This window comes from Paenibacillus sp. cl141a (genome assembly GCF_900109305.1).
GTDB classification, from domain to species: Bacteria; Bacillota; Bacilli; order Paenibacillales; family Paenibacillaceae; genus Paenibacillus_AQ; species Paenibacillus_AQ lautus_A.
In genome coordinates, this window is record NZ_FNZO01000007.1 from 111,693 (window position 1) to 130,303 (window position 18,611).

Below are 18,611 nucleotides of genomic sequence, written 5' to 3' on the forward strand. Positions count from 1 at the left end.
CAGCAGCCGACAAGTAACTGAGGCAGCGAGCCGTTGCAACAGGCAACTACCCGCTGCTTTCGATTATGGTTAGGATAAACCTTTCACGTGAAACATGTAACCTTGCAGCCGCCGACCAATCCATAGCTGAAGATCATGATTTATACCGGTTCAAAGGTTACGGCTGCCCGTTGCAACGTTCTATGGCCACCCAGACTTTTAAGAACAGTTCGGAAAACCGTATTTTATAGAGAAGCTAGTTTCTTGAGCTAACGTGGAACGATATTGGATTAAAAACAAGAAGACACCCAATTTGAGACTGGTCAAGACCCCATTTAGTGGACATTGAAAAAACACCTTCAAGAGAAGCACTCATGTCGTAAGATATGGAGACTATTTTGGAGGTGTTTTTGCATTGTTTAAGAATAGAGAAGATATTTGATTAGTAGTATTGACTTAGAGTGCGCTTAAACTCGTATACTGGTGGCGTACGATGCAAGTAAGCGGAAGTTAATTCAGTTTGTTAAAAGGAGGAAATAGTGTGAAGCATGTTCCGTTGGGGAATACAGGGATGCTGGTAAGTGCTTATTCTTTGGGTTGTCTGAATTTTGGATCGCGAACCAACAAAAAAACCTCTTTCCAACTGCTTGATCATTTTTTTGAAGCAGGGGGAAACTTTCTGGATACAGCCAATAATTATGCGATATGGAACGAAGGCTGTGTTGGCGGAGAAAGCGAGTCTTTGCTTGGCGAATGGATGAAAGAAAGAAAAAACAGACATCAAATCATCTTGGCCACCAAAGTGGGAGCGAAACCGGTAGTGCCGAAAAGTGAAAAATTGGAAGGTTTAAGTCGCCAAGCGATTGAGAAGGAAATTGACGAAAGTTTGATTAGGCTAGGAACAGATTATGTAGACTTATATTATGCTCATGTAGACGATATTGAAACTGAACTCGAGGAAACCTTGGAGACCTTTGATTCCTTGATCAAAGCCGGCAAAGTAAGGGCTATAGGCTGCAGTAATTATCGGCTTTCCAGGATCCTTGAGGCCAAGGCGATCAGTATGTCAAAAGGATGGGAGTCCTATTGCTGCATCCAGCAGCGATATACGTATTTGCAGCCTAGAGTGGATGCGAATTTCGGACTGCAGGTCAGTGCGGATGAGGATTTACTTGCTTACTGCAGTCAAAACGATGATTTTACGCTCATGGCTTATTCACCCCTCCTTGGAGGCATATACAACAGAAAGGATGCTGTCATACCTGATGCATATCGGAGAGAGGATCAGATGACTCGATTGCATACGCTAAGGAAGGTTGCTGGAGAGCTGGGAGCGACACCGAATCAGCTTATCCTTGCTTGGATGCTGCAAAATCATCCGAGAGCTCTTCCAATTATTGCTGCAAGTGATCTAACGCAATTGGAAGAAAATTTGGGGGCACTTAAGCTCCGGATTAACTCTGATCAGCTTGATCAATTGAACGGCGCCTTCCTCACTTAATCCACTTATGACATACCTTCGCTAAAGGTATTTTCATACGACGCATCGAAACATAAGTATAGTTATAAGCGAAATTACACAAGAACCACTCGGAGTGTATCGGTGCTCACCAGCTTATAAACGGATGTTAAAAGGAGGGGACTCGTTATGAGCGGGAAAGAGCTGACCATTCAGCAGGCAGCTGAGTTGACGGGGTTAAGCGTACACACCCTTCGTTATTACGAAAGGATCGGTCTGATGGACCCTATACCTCGTGCCCAAAATGGTCATCGTGTATATCGGGAACACGATTTTGAATGGATTGTATTACTCGCAAAGCTTAAGACTACAGGAATGCCGATCGCACTTATGCAACAGTTCGCTGATATGATGCGATTGGGGAATGATGGCATTCCCCAACGCAGAAAACTTCTAGAAGAGCATGAGCGGAAATTAATCGAGCAGGTTCAGACGATTCATCAAACTTTGGATATTCTGCGGGATAAAATTGATTACTACCGTTCTTGGGAAGATGACACCAGACGAGAGGAAGCAAGTTTGGAGCCAGCTCGATGACCAGTTCATCTAATTGAATTTTTTTACTTAGTAGTCTAGTCGATTTAGTAAGCAGTTTAGGTTGGAAAGGCACTTTATTGTTATTCATTGTTATTATTGTTGGTCTTATACAAAATGATATACGAATTTCTTAAGGAAGCACCCTATATTGGGTGCTTTTTCTTTTGTTCTCCAAATGACGAAATTTAAGTCGTTTTAAGGCGATTAATTGATTGCGGACGAATAGAGGAACGATTCAGGAAATCAGCAGAGAAGAGGCATAACGTTGGCGTATTTATATTAGAAACCAACTCAAATCAAGGAGTTCTCGTTGCATCGTTGTTGGACTTCAACGAAGCCGGGTTAGTCATGGCTTCTTCTTCTAAAAAAATTGGAGATAATAATGATCACGATTCCAACAACCATCATAATCATACTTATTGTCTTGTATGAAGTTAATTCTTCAATAATCATGAAGGTTAGGCCTACAGCAAATATCACTATTCCAAGGAATATAAGCCATTTCCTTATTGATGACATGCTCATAATTCTCAACACCTCCTATTTGATTCAACGGATTATTGTTTTTTTACAGTATATCCCACGATCGATGCTTAGATAAAGTTAGTTGCATGACCAAATCAAACAATCGGAATGAAGTGCGGTTTAGTTGTGGTGAAACTTAAATTCATGTTTGAGGTGATAGCAATGAACATCAGAGTTATCTCGATAGAACAAATCAATGCAGCAGCCTACAACCCGAGAGTGGATTTACCGCCTGGAGATCCGGAAAATGAAAAGCAAAACGTAGCATTGAAAAATTCGGCTATGTTGAGCCGATCGTTTGGAATAAGCGTACCGACATGTCGAGGGACAAGAACTTGTACCGATTGCCGTAAAGGACAAGAAGATTGTCCGATTACCGATCAGATAAGTATTCTAACTAAGTTTACATGCATTTTCACAATTTAATTCCATTAAATAACATAATAATGTTATAATTATATTAATTCACCAATATAGTTATTGGATATCTAATTAAACTTTTTTATCTAGGGGGTAAATAATGAACAATGATTATGAAACTCCTGAAAGAACAAGAGAAAGACTAAGACATGAGGAATTGAAAAATAATCCATTTGGTCATATGAATGACGGAATTAATAGGGCACAGCATGGTAGTTTAGTCGATTTAGTAGGTAATTTAGGTTGGAAAGGCACTTTAGTATTAATCATTGTTATTATTGTTGTTCTTATAGTTGCCCAAAATTTTTAAGTAAGAGAATTTTTATTAATGGTTTTAGTTTTTTGAGAAAGCCTGTCTATGAATACTCATCATAATGGGATCGAGTCATCGGCGGTACCGGAGCACAGTATTCAAAGAAAAAGCAATTCGGATTTAAGCCGAATTGCTTTTTTACGGCAAGAAAGGGAACTTGACATGTTCTCATTTACAATTAGGTATATATCTAATTAGAATTCTGCTTAGCCGATTCTCACGATCAGCTGCCGCTTTCTGTTGAGGTAACGAAGGATAATTTACATCTGTCAGATAACTAGGACTCATGCAACTGCCCGTACTCCTTGTGCCGCCAATTCATGATTACCAATGACAATGCAATTAACGTGAGGATCATCCCAAGTACTCGGAATCCTTCGAAGGTGAAGTTATCTCCCATTACAATGCTAATCAGTAAAGAAGAGAGAATGGTTCCCAGGTATCTTGAGGTATTGAATATTCCAGATGCTACACCAATAATTTCTTTTGGTGAACTTTTGAATAAGGCCGCTTGCATAGCGACACTGTTCAACCCGTTACTAATACCGAATGCAGCTAAAGCCAGACAAACACTGATAACTGGTGAAGTCTGATCCAGTGTCACGATCCACACGGACCCAAATGTTATCAGCATTCCGGACATAAGCAATGCTGGTCGAGGTCCTGATTTATTGATCCATCGTCCTGCTATTGGAGAAGCAATGAGCGAACACAAGCCTAAGCTTAGCATGAGCATCCCTGTATGAAACTCGCTGACATGACGTACGATTTGCAAGTAGGACGGAAGCCCGAAAAAGAGAGAGTAAAAAAGTAAGTTAACGACCATGAATTCGACATTGATCCAAGTCATTGCTGGATATTTAGCGAATGTCCGTAAAGGAATAAAGGGTGCCTTCGCTTTTAACTCATATCGCACGAAAGCTCCAAGTCCAACGAAGCCAATCAGTACGACAATAACGTTATTAAATGAAATTTGACCAGATGATTTTGCGGACAATAATCCAACGAGCAGAGCAACCAGACCCACGGTGAATAGCAGAACTCCTGAGGCATCAATCAATTCAAACCATTTGCGAAAGGACATGTTGCGAGCAACGGATGTCGTAGACGGATCATCCTTAGGAATATGCTTCCAAGCTAATAAAAAGCTTGTTACCACGAAAGGAATATTAACCAAAAAGATAGCAGGCCAGCCCCACCAGTGAATGATGACCCCGCCAATAAAGGGGCCAATCGCTGCCGCTCCGGATAGGAATATGGACAAGACTGACAGTGCAGTCGCTTGTTTCTCCCTAATATGAATTCGCACAATGGCCATTCCAACCGCAAGCATCATGCTTGTTCCGATGGATTGCACAATACGGAACACGATGAGCCAACCAAAGTTTGGGGATAGTGGAGCTAATAATGATGCAACGAAGGATACAACAAGTCCGCTAAGAAATATCCTCCTCCTACCAAATAAATCGCTGGCTTTTCCCATGATCGGTTGAGCGATAGCACTCGCAATGTAGAAAGAAAAAATGATCCAGGATACCACTGTAAAGTCGAGTTGGAACACATTTTGCAGCCTTGGAATAGCAACTGAAATCATTGAAGAATTTAATGGGTTCAATAGAATCCCTAGTCCAACGGAGATCATCAACCACCTACTGCGAATACTCATTTCAATCCCCCACTCTGTATGTTAGTGTCATCATCGTACTTGAAATCATTTATTTATTCCAATGCATTTTATGTTATGATTTCATTGACTCAAGGGAATGAGCGGAGGGTGAAAAATGGAACTTCTACAACTGAAATATTTTCTCGAGGTAGCTCGTTTGGAACATATGACCGAAGCAGCACGAAGTCTGCATGTCACTCAATCATCACTAAGCAAAACGATTGGTCGCTTGGAAGAGGATTTGGGAGTCCCGTTATTCGATCGAGTAGGGAGGAAACTGCGATTGAATGAGTTTGGAAGCAGATTCTATTTCCGTGCAGAAAGGGCGTTGTTTGAATTAGAACAAGGGAAGCAGGAGATTAGCGATTTGTCCAGCCCAGAACATGGCACACTCGAATTGGCGGTGACCACAGCAAGCACATTGCCTCAGATCCTTCGAGAGTTTCGGAACAAGCGTCCCGATATCCAATTTCATGTGCAAATGCTCACCACGCAGGAAATGGTTACGCTTCTTCATAGAGGAGAGGTTGATTTTTGCTTGTCCTCACCTCCAATAAAAGGGGAAGATATTGAATGTCAAATCATGTTCATCGACCCGATTCTTGTAGCCGTTCCCAAAGGGCATCGGCTTGCTGACCGAAACAGCATATCTTTGACTGAGCTAAGGGATGAATCTTTTGTTGGGGTAAAAAGAGGCTACGGTACTCGCGATCTGGTGGATTCTATATGCAAATCAGTGGGATTTATACCTACATATGTGTATGAGGGTGACGAACCTGCAAGGCTAAGTTCTCTAGTAGAAGCGGGAATTGGCATAGCCTTTATACCAAGTACGGCAAGGTATTCTGGGGAACATATCAAATATCTCAAAGTAGAGAATCATGAGTTGGTACGGGAGATCGCTTTGTTATGGCACAGGAATCGGTACATTTCACGGGCGGCTCTCGAATTCCGTGAGGTAGTTGTAGAATATTTCGGGACGATATCCAAACAGACCCTTTAATTATCCTTCATAAAACCCAGAGAAGCAGTTCACCATCATGATCGTCTGCTTTTGATGAACAAAATTTTGGAAAAAAACAAAATTTGTCGGGGGACAACATGATCCCATAGAAAGTCGCTAATTTAGCGGCTTTTTTGTTTTATCGGTACAAGTTCTTGTCCCGAATCGAGGGCGAGAACTTGTATCGATTATCGATTAGACAAGTATATAACTATGTTTCCATGCAATTTCATAATGTTTCAAAGGATAGCTCGAGATAGCAGAGGAGGGTGCTTTAAAAAAACATGTTCCAAGCTGGGAATATTTCTGTGAGATAAAGGAATCCAGTTTTCCAAAATGCGCATTTAATATAAAAAAACAGCTGATCATACGTGTATTGAATATTATCAGTACATGAATCCGCATAAAAAAGAACTATATGATCGTCCGAATGATACTATAAAAAAACGAAAAAAAGTAAGAAGTATGAAGAGCTACCTACCACTAAATTTGCAATGAAGGCCCCTCCTCCAGATGGTGCAGAGCGGAGTTGGCTCCTGCATTCTGCCGAAAATGCTGCTGGACAATCTTCACAATTCAGACATCAAAGTCTTGGACCTGAGGCATCCTACGCCATCTCAGGACTTTTGTCTAATTTACCGCAACGACAGATATGTCGGATACGCCATGCGCACGTTCATCAAGACTTTGAGAGCCTACATCTAGACCGCTATCAATGATTCGAAGTCCTAATGCAGCATAGGGTTTTACCTGATCCAGCCAACGATTAATAGCACACTTGGGGTAATCTAAAGCCCTTAAATAAGGTCCAGATATTATCGGTATAGGGGATTGCGATTAACGGAATTGAATAGCTGTTTCAGAGCATTTATCAATCCTACCGTGAAGCAAAACTTATCACCGCTGATTTTTGCGATATTTACATGGATAGAGATATCAAGTAATATATAAAATGACTGACTGGGTCAGTACCATGAAGAAGGGGGATTACATTGAAAAATCAAATCCATAATAGTCTATATCAAAAAGGAATTAACTATGATGCGGGAACCAACTTTAATCCCGGTTCTCTTACACGCAAAATTTGGCGCAAAGATTTATTGGAGCAAGAAATTCGAATCATCAGCGAGCAGTTGCATTGCAATTCAATTCAAATTTACGGTACAGATATTAACAGATTGATGGAGAGTGCAATAGTTGCCTTACGAAATGGACTTCACGTCTGGCTTCAACCACGTTTAGTTGAAGGCAACCAAGAAGAAACACTGGCACATTTATCGATGGTTGCACAAGCAGCTGAGGAACTTCGGAAGCAATACCAGAACATTGACCTAAATATAGGCTGTGAACTTTCTATCTTTTCTTCCGGTATTATGCCGGGAAGCAATTTTGAACAAAGAGCCTCAAAATTGTTCAGTAAATGGTGGTTGCTGCCCTGGTATAACAAAAAATTGAACGATTATCTTAGAAAAGCTTGCGCAACTGCCAGAGCAAGCTTTAATGGGAAGCTTAGCTATGCAGCGGCACTTTGGGAACAGGTTGACTGGAAAGAGTTTGATATCGTTGGTTTGAATCTCTATAAGATGTCCTATAACGAATCTAAATACGTGAAGAATTTACGGAAGTTCCATCGTTACAATAAGCCCGTTACCATATTTGAATTTGGGTGCTGCACCTTCGAGGGAGCAGATAAGAAGGGGCCTTCGGGGCATGAGATTGTAGATACTACTGGGGCTGTCCCTGAAATAAGAGGCAATGCAGTGAGGAGTGAGAAAGCCCAAGCAAATTACATTTTGGAGCTTCTTCAAATCTATAAACTAGAACATATATACGGCGCATTCGTTTATGATTTTATTATGCCCAATAAACCTCATTCTCCAGACCCTCGTTATGATTTGGATATGGGGAGCTATGGTATAATTAAGGTCTATCCAGAAGACTCTGATCAGCCTTACTCAAGTGGCTATTGGGAACCTAAAAAAGCTTTTCAAGAGATTTCGAAATTTTATAAAAATAATTAAATTCAAATAAAAGGAGAGGGAGAGTACCATGGCATCACAAGAAGGGAGTAACCCGATTCGCAATGATCGAAGAGAACAAATACTTCGTGCAGCGCTACAAGTCTTCTCGCGAAAGGGTATCATCGAAACCAAAATGAGTATGGTTGCTGAAAAGGCAAGAATCAGTAAGGGTCTTTTATACAATTACTTTACATCCAAAGACGAACTTTTCACGACTCTCGTTGAATTGGCGTTAAGCGAATCACATAGAACAATGACTTACGCTTATATGTTGCCAGGAAGACCGATTGAGAAAATCAGAGTCCTTACGGAAATGATTCTCGCTGAAGGCGACGGAACCTATTTTATGCTTATACACCAGGCACGAACATCTGATGAGACTCCTGAGAAGGTGAAAGAGCTCCTTAAACAATACTCTATGGATACCTACGTTGATGAATTGCTTCCGATATTCCTAAAAGGGCAGCAAGCAGGCGAAATAATTGATATAGAACCAAGAAAACTTATAGCTGGATACTTGTCTGTCATCTCCGGCCTTATGCTGTTGGGTATACCAGAAGATGGTCATTTTCAACAACCGGATGCTGATTTGATCTTGCGAATGATAGCATCCAATCAGTAAGTACAGTTACAAACTGTGAAGTATTGCCGATTGTTGGCAATGTGAATGTCGAGGGACAAGAACATATTCCCATTGAAGTCGCTATTTTAGCGGCTTTTTTATGTTATCGGTACAAGTTCTTGTCCCGAGCCAAGGACAAGAACTTGTACCGATTGCCGTAAAGGACAAGAACATGGTCCGATTACCGATTAGAAAAGTATCTAATTGTGTTTCCATGCAATTTCATTAAGCTAACGGGCAGAATAATATAATACGCAAAATATAATTGTGTAATTATTCTGGAGGATATTTATATGTAGCTAGGTGAGTATGATTAATCAATTTAACCCTAGGTCCAGAAGAAATTTCATAGGTCATTCGGTCCTTCCCTATTGGGATCCAGTGTCCACCATCGGTAGGTTCGATTTCAAATGTAATTTCCAATATAAAGCCACGGAAATGATTTACCCTTCTTGTTTCAATCACTTCAATTTTCCATGGAGCGATAACAGGTGAGAAATCACTAAAAATCTTCGGATAATAATAGTTATGCAAATCATTCTCAATAAAAGGAGAAAGCAAGTTCATAAGCATATCCTGTAACCTAAGCTCTTCAGAGTCATGAGTTGGTTTGTCTGAAGAAAAGGTTGTTGTTTGAAAACTATTAATACAAACAAGGGATAGCATAAAAGTGAATAGGATCCTTTTCATTTTTCAATACACCTCTTAACGACTTCATCAAATAAATTAATTATATTGTTACCTTTTCTGAATAAAGTATGTGTTTGCCAAATACGCTTCTGAATTACAGCCTAGACTATATCTTATTATTCAATTGGCTCATCCAAAGAGTAGGAGACTTGGTTGTTAAAGCACAAAGTCAAAAGGATCTCCAATTGGGAGATCCTTTTATGCCACTTGTTAAATTAAATCTACTAGTTGGCCTAATAAGATTGTATTTCAGACATTACTGCTTTTAATCTGCCTAGACTATCAATTTTAAATAGTTTTTCCCTAAAAGAAATAAACTCATTAGCCGCCTTAAGAATTTCAGATAAAAATTCTTCTTCAACAACAATGTTTTTCGTCTCTTTGTAAGCTTCGTAAAGGTTTGTACCTTCAAAAATCAACGGATTTCTTTTTACTCTAAATAATATCTTGTTCTCTGGTTTTGTAATGATTCTTTTGACACTCCACTCATGGCTATTCATGGCCATAATGTGCTCTCCAAAACCCGTTTTTTTATATTCCAAAGTCATTTCTAAAACACCGATCCACATCAAGTCAATATCATCCCAATCCATAAAGTTGGTGATTGTAGTATCAGACGTTTTAATATTTACTACACCATCTAACTTATGGCCTTTATGCTTGTTTAATTGTCTGTTAGCCACCTGGATTGATAAACTATCTTTCAATGAAATAAAATAGTCTTCAATATTATCTTGACTAAAGTAAAAAGAATCTATAGTCTTCTTTTCAATGTATGTGGTTATATTTAGCATAAACTACTCCAAAAACTAAAGGTATGTTGTAACTTAATCAATAAGGGTAAAGGAGAACGAAACAATGAAAAAGTACATACTCTTCGATCATGATGGTGTTCTGGTTGATACTGAATTCTGGTATTACAAAGCAGGAGAACGTGCTCTGGCTGACATTGGATTTACCTTGGATAAAGATCAATACCTCCGCGACATGACCCAGTCATTGGGTACTTGGTCCCAAGCTAGGGCGGCAGGTATTGATGAACAGACCATCAGCAAGCAACGTGAGGTCCGCAACGTCTATTATCAGGAATATCTAAGAACAGAAGCCATAGAGATTGAAGGCGTTGTTGAAGCTCTAGCCGAACTGTCAAAGTACGTCCGCATGCCATCGTGACGACTGCAAAACGTGCGGATTTTCAACTTATTCATGAAAAGCGCCAAATTAGACAATTCATGGAATTCGTCCTTGTTCGCGAAGACTACGGGCGCACCAAGCCGCACCCGGAACCATACTTGACTGGCTTAAAGCACTTCGGAGCTACCAAAGAAGAGACCCTGGTTGTAGAGGATTCAAACAGAGGGTTGAACTCAGCCGTGGCGGCTGGTATCGACTGTGCTATTGTCCATAACGACTTCACAAAAACACATGACTTCTCACAGGCCAGCTATCGAATCAAGACTCTGATTGAACTAAAGGACATTATCCTGAATGTAACCTGAGAGAGCATTCGCCAGCGTGTCCCTTACTCACTTTAAAAGTGAAGAACAGTGCGGGCGGCGGCGCGTACTGTGATCCTGATAATGATGCGCCATGTGCGGCATCATCTGTCAATTGAACAGATCCCATTATTCCACTCTTAAATGGTGCGTTAGCTGTCGGGTGACAAAAACATAGTAACATTAGAAGCCGCTAATTATGCGGCTTTTTACATTTATGTTATCAAGTTCTTGTCAAAACACAATGACAAGAACTTGATAACATTCCCGACTGATGACAAGAACATGGTTACATTCTCGATATAATTTCATCGACGGCGGCAGACGTCCTTTTATTAAACTAACGGGCAGGATAGTTTAATAAATTCACGAATACTCTACAATTGGAATAATTTACGAAGTTCGTATTAGACTATTTACGGGCACCTATAAAACTTGGCTTTACGATCGGATAAGATATTGGTTGGAAGATGCGAAGATGTATTCCGTAATTACTCCCAAAGATATTGAATGGGTAGAGAAATTATTATTAATGTGTGAAGAATCGTTTAATGCTTTAAATTCACCGACATTTGTAATGGGCGACTTTAAAGCTGATAATGTGCTGGTTCAACGATCAACTGAGGACTGGATGTTATGTGGAATCTTTGATTTTACAACCGGATATTTTGGCGATGGCATAGCTGACCTACCAAGAATAGTTATCATGTATATAGATGAAGATGAAGAAGAACTGGCCAAGCTTTTTATCAGAGAGTTTTTCAATCGTTGTGAAGACAAAGAAGGCTTCAAATAAGATTTAAAGTTCATATGCTTCATCAAAGAGTGTTGGATTGGGGATGTGCCAAGGCAATTGGCGAGGTAACTTGGATGACAGAATTCCCTTTTCGGAATGGGCTGAAAAATATACGAAGTTTGAGATCTTATAAAATGTCGAAGGACAAGAACTTGTACCGATTGCCGTAATGGACAAGAACATGAGCCGATTACCGATTAGATAAGTATCTAACTGTGTTTCCATGCAATTCATTAAGCTAACGGGCAGGTTAGTGGAACAAGGCAGCGAGTATTTAATCCAGCTGCCTTTTTCTCAATTTAGTGCCGACTTTGTTTGGTAGAACACTCAGATGCACGAAGTGTCCATTGAGTAAGCAAGAAGGATTCCGAAAATAAACGATATTGGAACGAACATTGTGTGTATTTTAACGCCGAAGGTGCATCTATTATAGCTCCAGATTTCACAGCCCACCCCCCGTAAATAGGGTCAATGATGGGCATTATAATTGATAACCAGTAGTTCAGACGTTAACTGCTGTCTCCCAAAATAACGCTTGCCTTAAAGTGTACTATAAGGTTTAGGATGAGGAAGAACCAGCCGATTCCGTCTGAAAATAACCGATAAGGAGCGATCCGGCCAATGGCATTCACGATCAAAGAAGCTTCAGAGCGGCTTGGTTGCCCGGCTCATACGATTCGTTTTTACGAGAAGGAGGGATTGCTCCCTTACATTAAGAGAGATAAGAACGGGAATCGACTGTTCGAACAAGATCACCTAGATTGGATCCGGCTGATGACATGTTTCCGGGCGACAGGGATGAAACTGTCGTTGCTGAAGGAGATGGTGGATCTTGCGCTCGACGCCGTCAATAACAAACTGTCGATATACGAAGACATCGAGAAAAGGAGAATCCCATCCGAGAGCCAGTTGTTAATCAAAATGGAGGAGTCAGAGCGACAATAAACATAGAATGAGGGATTAACAAATGCAGCAAAGAATTTTGGGCAATAGCAATATCCTCGTCTCTTTGATCGGACTGGGAATTATGGGAATGTCCTCAGGCATTTACGGGGAGACTAACGACGAACAGTCAATCCAAACGATCCATCGCGCTTTGGACATTGGCGTCACGATGTTCGATACCGCGGACGTGTACGGGAACGGGCATAACGAAAAGCTGCTCGGCCGTGCTCTTCAAGGGCGCCGCGAGCAAGCCATTATCGCCACCAAGTTCTCGTACACCCCAAATTACGAGAGCATCAATGGCCATCCTGATTACGTTAAGAAAGTAGTGGAGGATAGCCTTCGCCGTTTAAATACGGATTACATCGATCTATACTACCAACACCGCGTCGATCCGCAAATCCCGATAGAGGAGACGGTCGGAGCGATGGCAGACTTGGTCAAGGCAGGCAAAGTTCGGGCGCTCGGCCTGTTCGAGGCTTCCGCTTCCACCATTCGCCGCGCTCATGCCGTGTATCCGATCTCCGTGCTAGAGAGTGAGTATTCGCTCTGGAGCCGTGACATAGAAGAGGAGATACTCCCCACCGTAAGAGAGCTGGGGATTACCCATGTGGCTTACAGTCCACTGAGCAGGGGCTTTATCTCCGGCGAGCTTCGCACTTTCGAGGATCTGGCCGCCGACGATCTTCGCAGATGGATGCCGCGGTTCCAAGGAGACAACTTCCGGAAGAACATTGAGGTTGTCGACAAGATTAAGGAGATCGCTATGGAGAAGAACTGTACACCATCCCAATTGGCCATTGCCTGGACGATTGCCAACGGGGCGCTGCCTATCCCGGGTACGAAGCGTATCAAGTACCTGGAGGAAAATGCGGCCGCGGCTGATATCCTTCTCATGAAGGAGGACCTCGAACGAATCGATCAGGTCAGCCCCAAGAATGTCGTTCACGGCTCGCGTTATATGAAAGAACAGATGACGCTGCTGGGCGGCTAGACTATAATCAGAAGAAGCAGTGGTCCACGGGCTCCGTGGACCATTTGTCCCGAGCCAAGGACAAGAACTTCTACCGAGCTAATCAGTATCTGTTGGCCAAATAACAAAAAAAGAGCAGGCTATCGAAAAGATAGCCCGCTCTTTTTTTACGCAAACGAATAAAAAGTTGACAAGCAGATGAAGGTGTGTGGTGAAGCCCCTTGAAAAAATGAGGAGGTTTCACCAATGAATGAGTAGCCGAATTCGCTAAAAGAAATGCGACATCCTTTATACGAGAAAGTGCAGTCGTATCTGCACCTTTTGTCAAAAAACCTGAAAAAGATTGTACTCGAAAGAAAAAGATACCCTTTGAAACGGTCATGCAACTCCTGATCTCCATGGGGGCAACCGCCTCTATAAGGAACGCTTGGAATCTCAGGGCTATGACGTAAACACCGCAAGCATTCTGCTTTTGTCCAACAGAGACATAAAGTTCTGCCGTCTGTTGTGGAATTCTTGTTTCACCAGTTTACGCAATCGTCTAAGGATATTAAGAAATAGCTCAGGAAAGAAGGACCTACGCCGGATCGCCGGCCGAGATGTGAATCCTAACAAAATACCTGCCAAGGAGACGCCTGGAACTCCGTATTTTTCAAAATATCGTTTTGCTTTTATTGCGCGTTTACTTGGTCCTTTATTTTTCTTTATCTTAACAATTTTCGAGCGGAGCTTATTAACGACCCAGATAAATGCCATTACGGATACGATATTACCTGCAATCGCGGATAAAATGAGGGGTATCGAAGGGAACCCCAGAACGATTAGCAATGGTATTGCGCCGTAGGATTCAAAAAACGTAATTAATGAAAGAATATAGATGCTTGCTATTTGTAAAAATAAATTTCCTTCCAGTCCGGGTATTAAACTTAAATAGAACTCGCGAAGTTCCTGGATCATATAGTGCCCTCCCGTGTGATGATATTTTTGAAGCGCATATAATGCGCATAGCAAGGATAAAGAAAAATGGCCATAGGAAATAAACCTGCTGAAGTTGGCAAGTCGTTGTTATCTGTTTGTGCATCTGATTACGAATGACCGCCTGTTCAGTATAATTTCCAACACTGCCACACTTGAAGAATTGATGGAGATTGCAAAGCAAATTCATGAATAAGCACATTAAAAAAAGCAGCTCTTAATCGGGCTGCTTTTTAATGGCTTCATTTATCATAGTGAATTGTCATCCACTGATATTATTTCATCAATTTTTTATCCTGACATTTACCTTCAGTTATAGATAATTTCATTTCCAGATTGAAAGTACTGTGAATTGCCTAACCTATCCCCACAAAGTTCAATGAAAGATACTTATACCCCAATTACCTTCCCAATACATTACCAAATACATGAATCGTTCATCTCGGTACCAAGGTTTAGTAAAAATCTTATCTGGCTCCCCATAAACAATCGGTGAGAACGGGATACAAACTTGCATTCGGCAGGGGTCCCCAATTAACTACAGATACAGTAAGTTTATTCTCATCTGCAGTAACACAATAGCTTACATTATCTACTGGATCCACATAATTGAACTGGATGTTAGGTTGCAGTTGTGCTTCGCGGATTAATTTGAAGATCTCATTCTTCAGATAGCTCTTCACAAAAAAACTGGAGTCATCTCATCTTCAATTTCAGGTTGCAACCTGGGGTTGCGAGGTGAAGTAACCAAAAAGTTCTTTTCATTTTCATTCGGTCACACTAATATTAGCTTATAAATTATAGGAAGGCAGTGCTGCTATGATCTTCGGAGAGAAGTTAAAAGCTGAGAGAAATAAAAAGGGCTGGACACAAGATGAGTTAGCCGAGAAGTTGTTTGTGAGTCGACAATCAGTTTCGAAGTGGGAGAATGGTCTGAACTACCCAAGCATTGAAATTATTATTAGAATAAGCGACCTGTTTGGTTTAACGATCGATGAGTTATTAAGGAGTGATGAAGAATTGACAAAACAGGTGATAAAAGAAGGTAAGCAACTGGCTCATCCGAGATTAAAATTCATATTCGATGTTCTATTTTTAGTAGGTGTTGTTCTTCTGATGGTCAAATTAGGCGTTCTCATTCTGAACAAAATTGCTTCGCTGGACATTACACTGCTTGGTGGGAAACTTCTTTGGAATCTTGGACCCCTGATTCTAATGATTATCGCGGGAATCGGTTCAAGCATGCTTAAGGAACAATACAAACAAGATTGAGATGAAACCATAAAAAAACCTTGCCGTTAGAGATGCATGTAGCGATTAATTATTTTTCTGGGCAAAGTTTTCTGGTTCGGGATTTTTCTACATTTTGTTGAAACATTAACGTTATTGGTCCAGTGTCTTATGCTGTAATCTTTACAACTAGACAAATGAAGAGGAAGTACCTATATTTACATTAATCTGAACTTAGGTTATATTTGTGTGAGCAAACAATTATTAATTAAAGAAACGAGGTACCGAAATGCTGGATATTTACTTCAAAGAGTGTTTATACTTCACAGTTAACCGTCTTGGGAGGATCCTCACCAAAATGGCCGAGGACTCGTTTGCCGCAACAGGGTTGTCTCCTACCGCCGCTTTTCTGCTCATGACACTGTATGAGAAAGACGGGATTTCCCAGAAGGAACTGGGTCAGCACCTCCATCTCCAGCCCTCCACCGTGACGCGTGTCATTGAGAAGCTTGCAGCCAAAGGATTGCTGCACAACCGGGTGGAGGGTCGGTTGTCACTAATTTACATCACGGATAAAGGTAGGGCACTTGAAGATGTCATACACCAAGGTTGGCAGCAGCTGAGGGACCGATACACAGCCATAATGGGAGATGAAGGGGATAATCTTTCCCTCCGTCTTGATGAAATAAGTAACCAGCTTGAAAAAGTCGAATGAGCAATCATTTGATTTTATAAATTAATTGCTTGCACAAACAATAGATGGTGGAGGTGGTAACCCCTATCTTAGTCTAGCAGATGCATGGAAAAAAACTTTTATGGTCGTAATTGTTTTGGCCGACATGGTGCAAGGGTTTGTCCGTTATGCTGACCGACATGTGGGCGAGTTTCCACAATGCAGGTCGTTTTCCGCTGAGTGAATAGCGAAGTGTCAACTGAGTAATAAATACGAGGAGGGACTAACAATGACTTTGAAAATTAAAGCTTATTCCGATTTTGTTTGTGCGTGGTGCTTTGTCGGAAAATTTCCACTAGCAGAGGCTATAAAAGATAAAGATGTGGAAATCGAGTGGATGCCTTACGAATTGAGTCCCAGCCCAGGGCCGACAGTTGATATCAAAAACGATCCGGTGAAGTCAGGCGGGATAAAAAGCATTATCTTCCCAATTGCTAAAGAGCTTGGCGTTACCATGAATCTACCTCCGGTTTCACCCAATCCCTATACCCATCTGGCTTTTGAGGGGTATCAATATGCGAAGGCGCATGGGAAGGGAGGAGCGTATATTCATCGTGTCTTTGGCGCCTACTATCAGGAGGAAAAAGACATCGGTAAAGTTTCCGTACTAATATCATTGGCCGCTGAACTTGGTTTTGATGAAATGGAATTCAAGAAAGCATTGGAGACAAGACGTTACCAAGAAGCTCATCAGAAAGCGCTGCATCATGCTTACTATGAAAGTGGAGTTCGAGCCGTGCCCACTTATATCATTGGTAACCAAGTGCTCCAAGGGTTCCATCGTAAAGAGGCCATTGAAATGGCAATTCAAAAAGAGTTAGATACATCTGATTTGTCTAAAACCGAAGGGGAAAGTTGCAGGATGGATGATCATTGTCTGTAAACGATGATAATATAATGCCTATCCAGTAGTAATGACTTCAATCTTCATTGCTGTAAAGGAGAGTGGGTAGGGTACTAATTCGGTTCTGGTGCACATCGATCCACTAATAGAAGATAGAGAAGACCCAATTGGTTATGGATGTAGTTATGCAAGACAGATGATAGGGTAAAATGCCTAAAAAAGATTTTAAAACGAGTGATCCACACGAAAGGAGGAGAGTGAACATTATGCATGAAAAGCAATATACTGAACCTGACCATACGGCAGTCCGGGTTGCATTGTGGCGAGCTTTGCATGTTCTTGTCGATTCACCGCCGTATGTGCTTATAGATGAGGTTGGTCTACGACTGGTTGACCCGGATAATGAATGGCGACAACGACCTGACATGGATCCTATGTTTTCCAGAGGATTCCGGGGATCCATTGTTGCCCGTGCTCGGTTCATTGAGGATTTGGTCACCGAAAAGGTCGACCACGATGTCACTCAGTATGTAATCCTCGGCGCCGGCCTCGATACCTTTGCACAGCGCCGACCGGAGATCGCCTCCAGGATACGAGTCTTCGAGGTCGACCAACCTGGCACACAGGCGTGGAAGAAACAACGTTTAATTGATCTTGGCTTTGGCAACCCCGAGTGGCTGCGCTTCGTTCCAGTCGATTTCGAAGCAGGCTGGTCCTGGTGGGAGCAACTGAGGGACGCTGGTTTCGACGTTAGCCGTCCAGCTGTGGTGGTCTCGACCGGCGTCACACAATATCTCACTAAGGACGCGATCACTTCGACGCTGCGTCAGGTTGCGAAACTCGCCCCCGGCTCCACGCTGGCCATGACATTTTTGTTGCCTTTTGAGCCGACGGAACTCGAGGAGAATTCTGAGGTTGATACGGCAGAGAAAGGGGCACGAGCTAGCGGCACGCCTTTCATAAGCTTCTTTACGCCGCCGGAGATGTTGGAGATGGCCCGAAAGGCAGGTTTCCAAGAAGTTCGGAATGTATCCTCGTCCGATCTTAACCAGCGCTACTTTACCGGACGAAACGATGGCATTTGGCTACCAAGAGGAGAGGAGTTCCTGGTAGCGACTACTTAGAGTTAAGTTTATCAAGTAAAAAACCCAATTTCTCTGCATTTTAATATTGGGACTGACCCATAACTTGAGACAATAAAAAAACACATTCAAGAGAATGCATTTTGAGTTTGGCGGATTACCGGACACGAAATTTACGCATCAGGAACCCCGAATGGCTGCTAAACATCGCTTTCCAGCTGCATAAACCCTGCTTCAGAACG

The 18,611-nt window shown here is 41.8% G+C and carries 22 protein-coding genes and 1 pseudogene; 18 read left to right on the plus strand and 5 right to left on the minus strand.

Annotation, left to right across the window (positions count from 1 at the left end):
• Positions 1–520: 520 nt before the first annotated feature.
• The 5 genes and pseudogenes from BMX45_RS19595 (at position 521) to BMX45_RS19615 (ending at position 3,290) form a co-directional block, all read left to right on the plus strand.
• On the plus strand, positions 521–1,480 hold the full coding sequence (locus tag BMX45_RS19595; protein ID WP_090911134.1) for an aldo/keto reductase: 960 nt from the start codon (positions 521–523) through the stop codon (positions 1,478–1,480).
• Between the two features lie 147 nt (positions 1,481–1,627).
• Complete coding sequence (locus BMX45_RS19600) at positions 1,628–2,035, plus strand: MerR family transcriptional regulator (RefSeq protein ID WP_090911135.1); 408 nt, start codon at positions 1,628–1,630, stop codon at positions 2,033–2,035.
• Between the two features lie 17 nt (positions 2,036–2,052).
• Positions 2,053–2,169: a DUF6366 family protein gene (locus tag BMX45_RS31880; protein WP_254778157.1), complete on the plus strand. Its 117-nt coding sequence runs from the start codon at positions 2,053–2,055 to the stop codon at positions 2,167–2,169.
• 553 nt (positions 2,170–2,722) lie between these two features.
• Positions 2,723–2,874: pseudogene (locus BMX45_RS31885) on the plus strand (DNA modification methylase); the annotation flags it as partial.
• Positions 2,875–3,080: 206 nt separating this feature from the next.
• Positions 3,081–3,290, plus strand: coding sequence for a DUF6366 family protein (locus BMX45_RS19615; RefSeq protein ID WP_090911137.1), 210 nt, complete (start codon positions 3,081–3,083; stop codon positions 3,288–3,290).
• A gap of 280 nt (positions 3,291–3,570) precedes the next feature.
• On the opposite strand, the gene BMX45_RS19620 is transcribed toward BMX45_RS19615, so the two are convergent.
• Complete coding sequence (locus BMX45_RS19620) at positions 3,571–4,959, minus strand: MFS transporter (RefSeq protein WP_090911138.1); 1,389 nt, start codon at positions 4,957–4,959, stop codon at positions 3,571–3,573.
• A gap of 115 nt (positions 4,960–5,074) precedes the next feature.
• On the opposite strand from BMX45_RS19620, the gene BMX45_RS19625 reads away from it, so the two are divergent.
• From BMX45_RS19625 to BMX45_RS19640, 4 genes are all read left to right on the plus strand, one after another.
• Positions 5,075–5,962 carry a LysR family transcriptional regulator gene (locus tag BMX45_RS19625; protein WP_090911139.1) on the plus strand — a complete coding sequence of 296 codons (888 nt, stop codon included), beginning with the start codon at positions 5,075–5,077 and terminating at the stop codon, positions 5,960–5,962.
• 513 nt (positions 5,963–6,475) lie between these two features.
• On the plus strand, positions 6,476–6,667 hold the full coding sequence (locus BMX45_RS19630) for a LysR family transcriptional regulator substrate-binding protein (protein ID WP_302847925.1): 192 nt from the start codon (positions 6,476–6,478) through the stop codon (positions 6,665–6,667).
• Positions 6,668–6,954: 287 nt separating this feature from the next.
• Positions 6,955–7,983 carry a hypothetical protein gene (locus BMX45_RS19635; protein ID WP_090911140.1) on the plus strand — a complete coding sequence of 343 codons (1,029 nt, stop codon included), beginning with the start codon at positions 6,955–6,957 and terminating at the stop codon, positions 7,981–7,983.
• Positions 7,984–8,011: 28 nt separating this feature from the next.
• Entirely contained in the window at positions 8,012–8,605 is a 594-nt protein-coding gene (locus tag BMX45_RS19640; protein WP_090911141.1) for a TetR/AcrR family transcriptional regulator, read from the plus strand.
• A 273-nt stretch (positions 8,606–8,878) separates the two neighbouring features.
• On the opposite strand, the gene BMX45_RS19645 is transcribed toward BMX45_RS19640, so the two are convergent.
• Both BMX45_RS19645 and BMX45_RS19650 read right to left on the minus strand, forming a co-directional pair.
• A complete protein-coding gene (locus tag BMX45_RS19645) occupies positions 8,879–9,295 on the minus strand; it encodes a DUF3888 domain-containing protein (RefSeq protein WP_090911142.1) in 417 nt (138 codons plus the stop codon).
• 233 nt (positions 9,296–9,528) lie between these two features.
• A complete protein-coding gene (locus BMX45_RS19650) occupies positions 9,529–10,089 on the minus strand; it encodes a hypothetical protein (protein WP_071221803.1) in 561 nt (186 codons plus the stop codon).
• 64 nt (positions 10,090–10,153) lie between these two features.
• Here BMX45_RS19650 and BMX45_RS31890 point away from each other — a divergent pair, with 64 nt between their 5' ends.
• From BMX45_RS31890 to BMX45_RS19670, 5 genes are all read left to right on the plus strand, one after another.
• Positions 10,154–10,468, plus strand: coding sequence for an HAD hydrolase-like protein (locus BMX45_RS31890; protein WP_254778139.1), 315 nt, complete (start codon positions 10,154–10,156; stop codon positions 10,466–10,468).
• Positions 10,465–10,794, plus strand: a complete 330-nt coding sequence (locus BMX45_RS31895) for an HAD family hydrolase (RefSeq protein WP_254778140.1) — start codon at positions 10,465–10,467, stop codon at positions 10,792–10,794. Before BMX45_RS31890 ends, BMX45_RS31895 begins: the two co-directional genes overlap by 4 nt.
• Before the next feature lie 475 nt (positions 10,795–11,269).
• Entirely contained in the window at positions 11,270–11,587 is a 318-nt protein-coding gene (locus BMX45_RS19660; RefSeq protein WP_090911143.1) for a phosphotransferase, read from the plus strand.
• 621 nt (positions 11,588–12,208) lie between these two features.
• Positions 12,209–12,532, plus strand: a complete 324-nt coding sequence (locus tag BMX45_RS19665) for a MerR family transcriptional regulator (protein ID WP_090911144.1) — start codon at positions 12,209–12,211, stop codon at positions 12,530–12,532.
• 22 nt (positions 12,533–12,554) lie between these two features.
• Positions 12,555–13,526, plus strand: a complete 972-nt coding sequence (locus BMX45_RS19670; protein WP_090911145.1) for an aldo/keto reductase — start codon at positions 12,555–12,557, stop codon at positions 13,524–13,526.
• Between the two features lie 82 nt (positions 13,527–13,608).
• Here BMX45_RS19670 and BMX45_RS31605 read toward each other — a convergent pair whose 3' ends face one another.
• Both BMX45_RS31605 and BMX45_RS19675 read right to left on the minus strand, forming a co-directional pair.
• Entirely contained in the window at positions 13,609–13,887 is a 279-nt protein-coding gene (locus BMX45_RS31605; RefSeq protein WP_217648127.1) for a hypothetical protein, read from the minus strand.
• Positions 13,888–13,946: 59 nt separating this feature from the next.
• Positions 13,947–14,462: a small multi-drug export protein gene (locus tag BMX45_RS19675; protein ID WP_175495159.1), complete on the minus strand. Its 516-nt coding sequence runs from the start codon at positions 14,460–14,462 to the stop codon at positions 13,947–13,949.
• Positions 14,463–15,299: 837 nt separating this feature from the next.
• Between BMX45_RS19675 and BMX45_RS19680 the strand changes: the two genes are divergently transcribed.
• From BMX45_RS19680 to BMX45_RS19695, 4 genes are all read left to right on the plus strand, one after another.
• Entirely contained in the window at positions 15,300–15,752 is a 453-nt protein-coding gene (locus BMX45_RS19680; protein WP_090911146.1) for a helix-turn-helix domain-containing protein, read from the plus strand.
• 316 nt (positions 15,753–16,068) lie between these two features.
• Positions 16,069–16,425, plus strand: a complete 357-nt coding sequence (locus tag BMX45_RS19685) for a MarR family winged helix-turn-helix transcriptional regulator (RefSeq protein WP_254778141.1) — start codon at positions 16,069–16,071, stop codon at positions 16,423–16,425.
• 247 nt (positions 16,426–16,672) lie between these two features.
• A complete protein-coding gene (locus tag BMX45_RS19690; protein WP_090911148.1) occupies positions 16,673–17,326 on the plus strand; it encodes a DsbA family oxidoreductase in 654 nt (217 codons plus the stop codon).
• Between the two features lie 227 nt (positions 17,327–17,553).
• Positions 17,554–18,411 (plus strand): class I SAM-dependent methyltransferase, encoded by an 858-nt coding sequence (locus BMX45_RS19695; RefSeq protein WP_090911149.1) that lies wholly within the window; start codon positions 17,554–17,556, stop codon positions 18,409–18,411.
• Positions 18,412–18,611 lie beyond the last annotated feature (200 nt).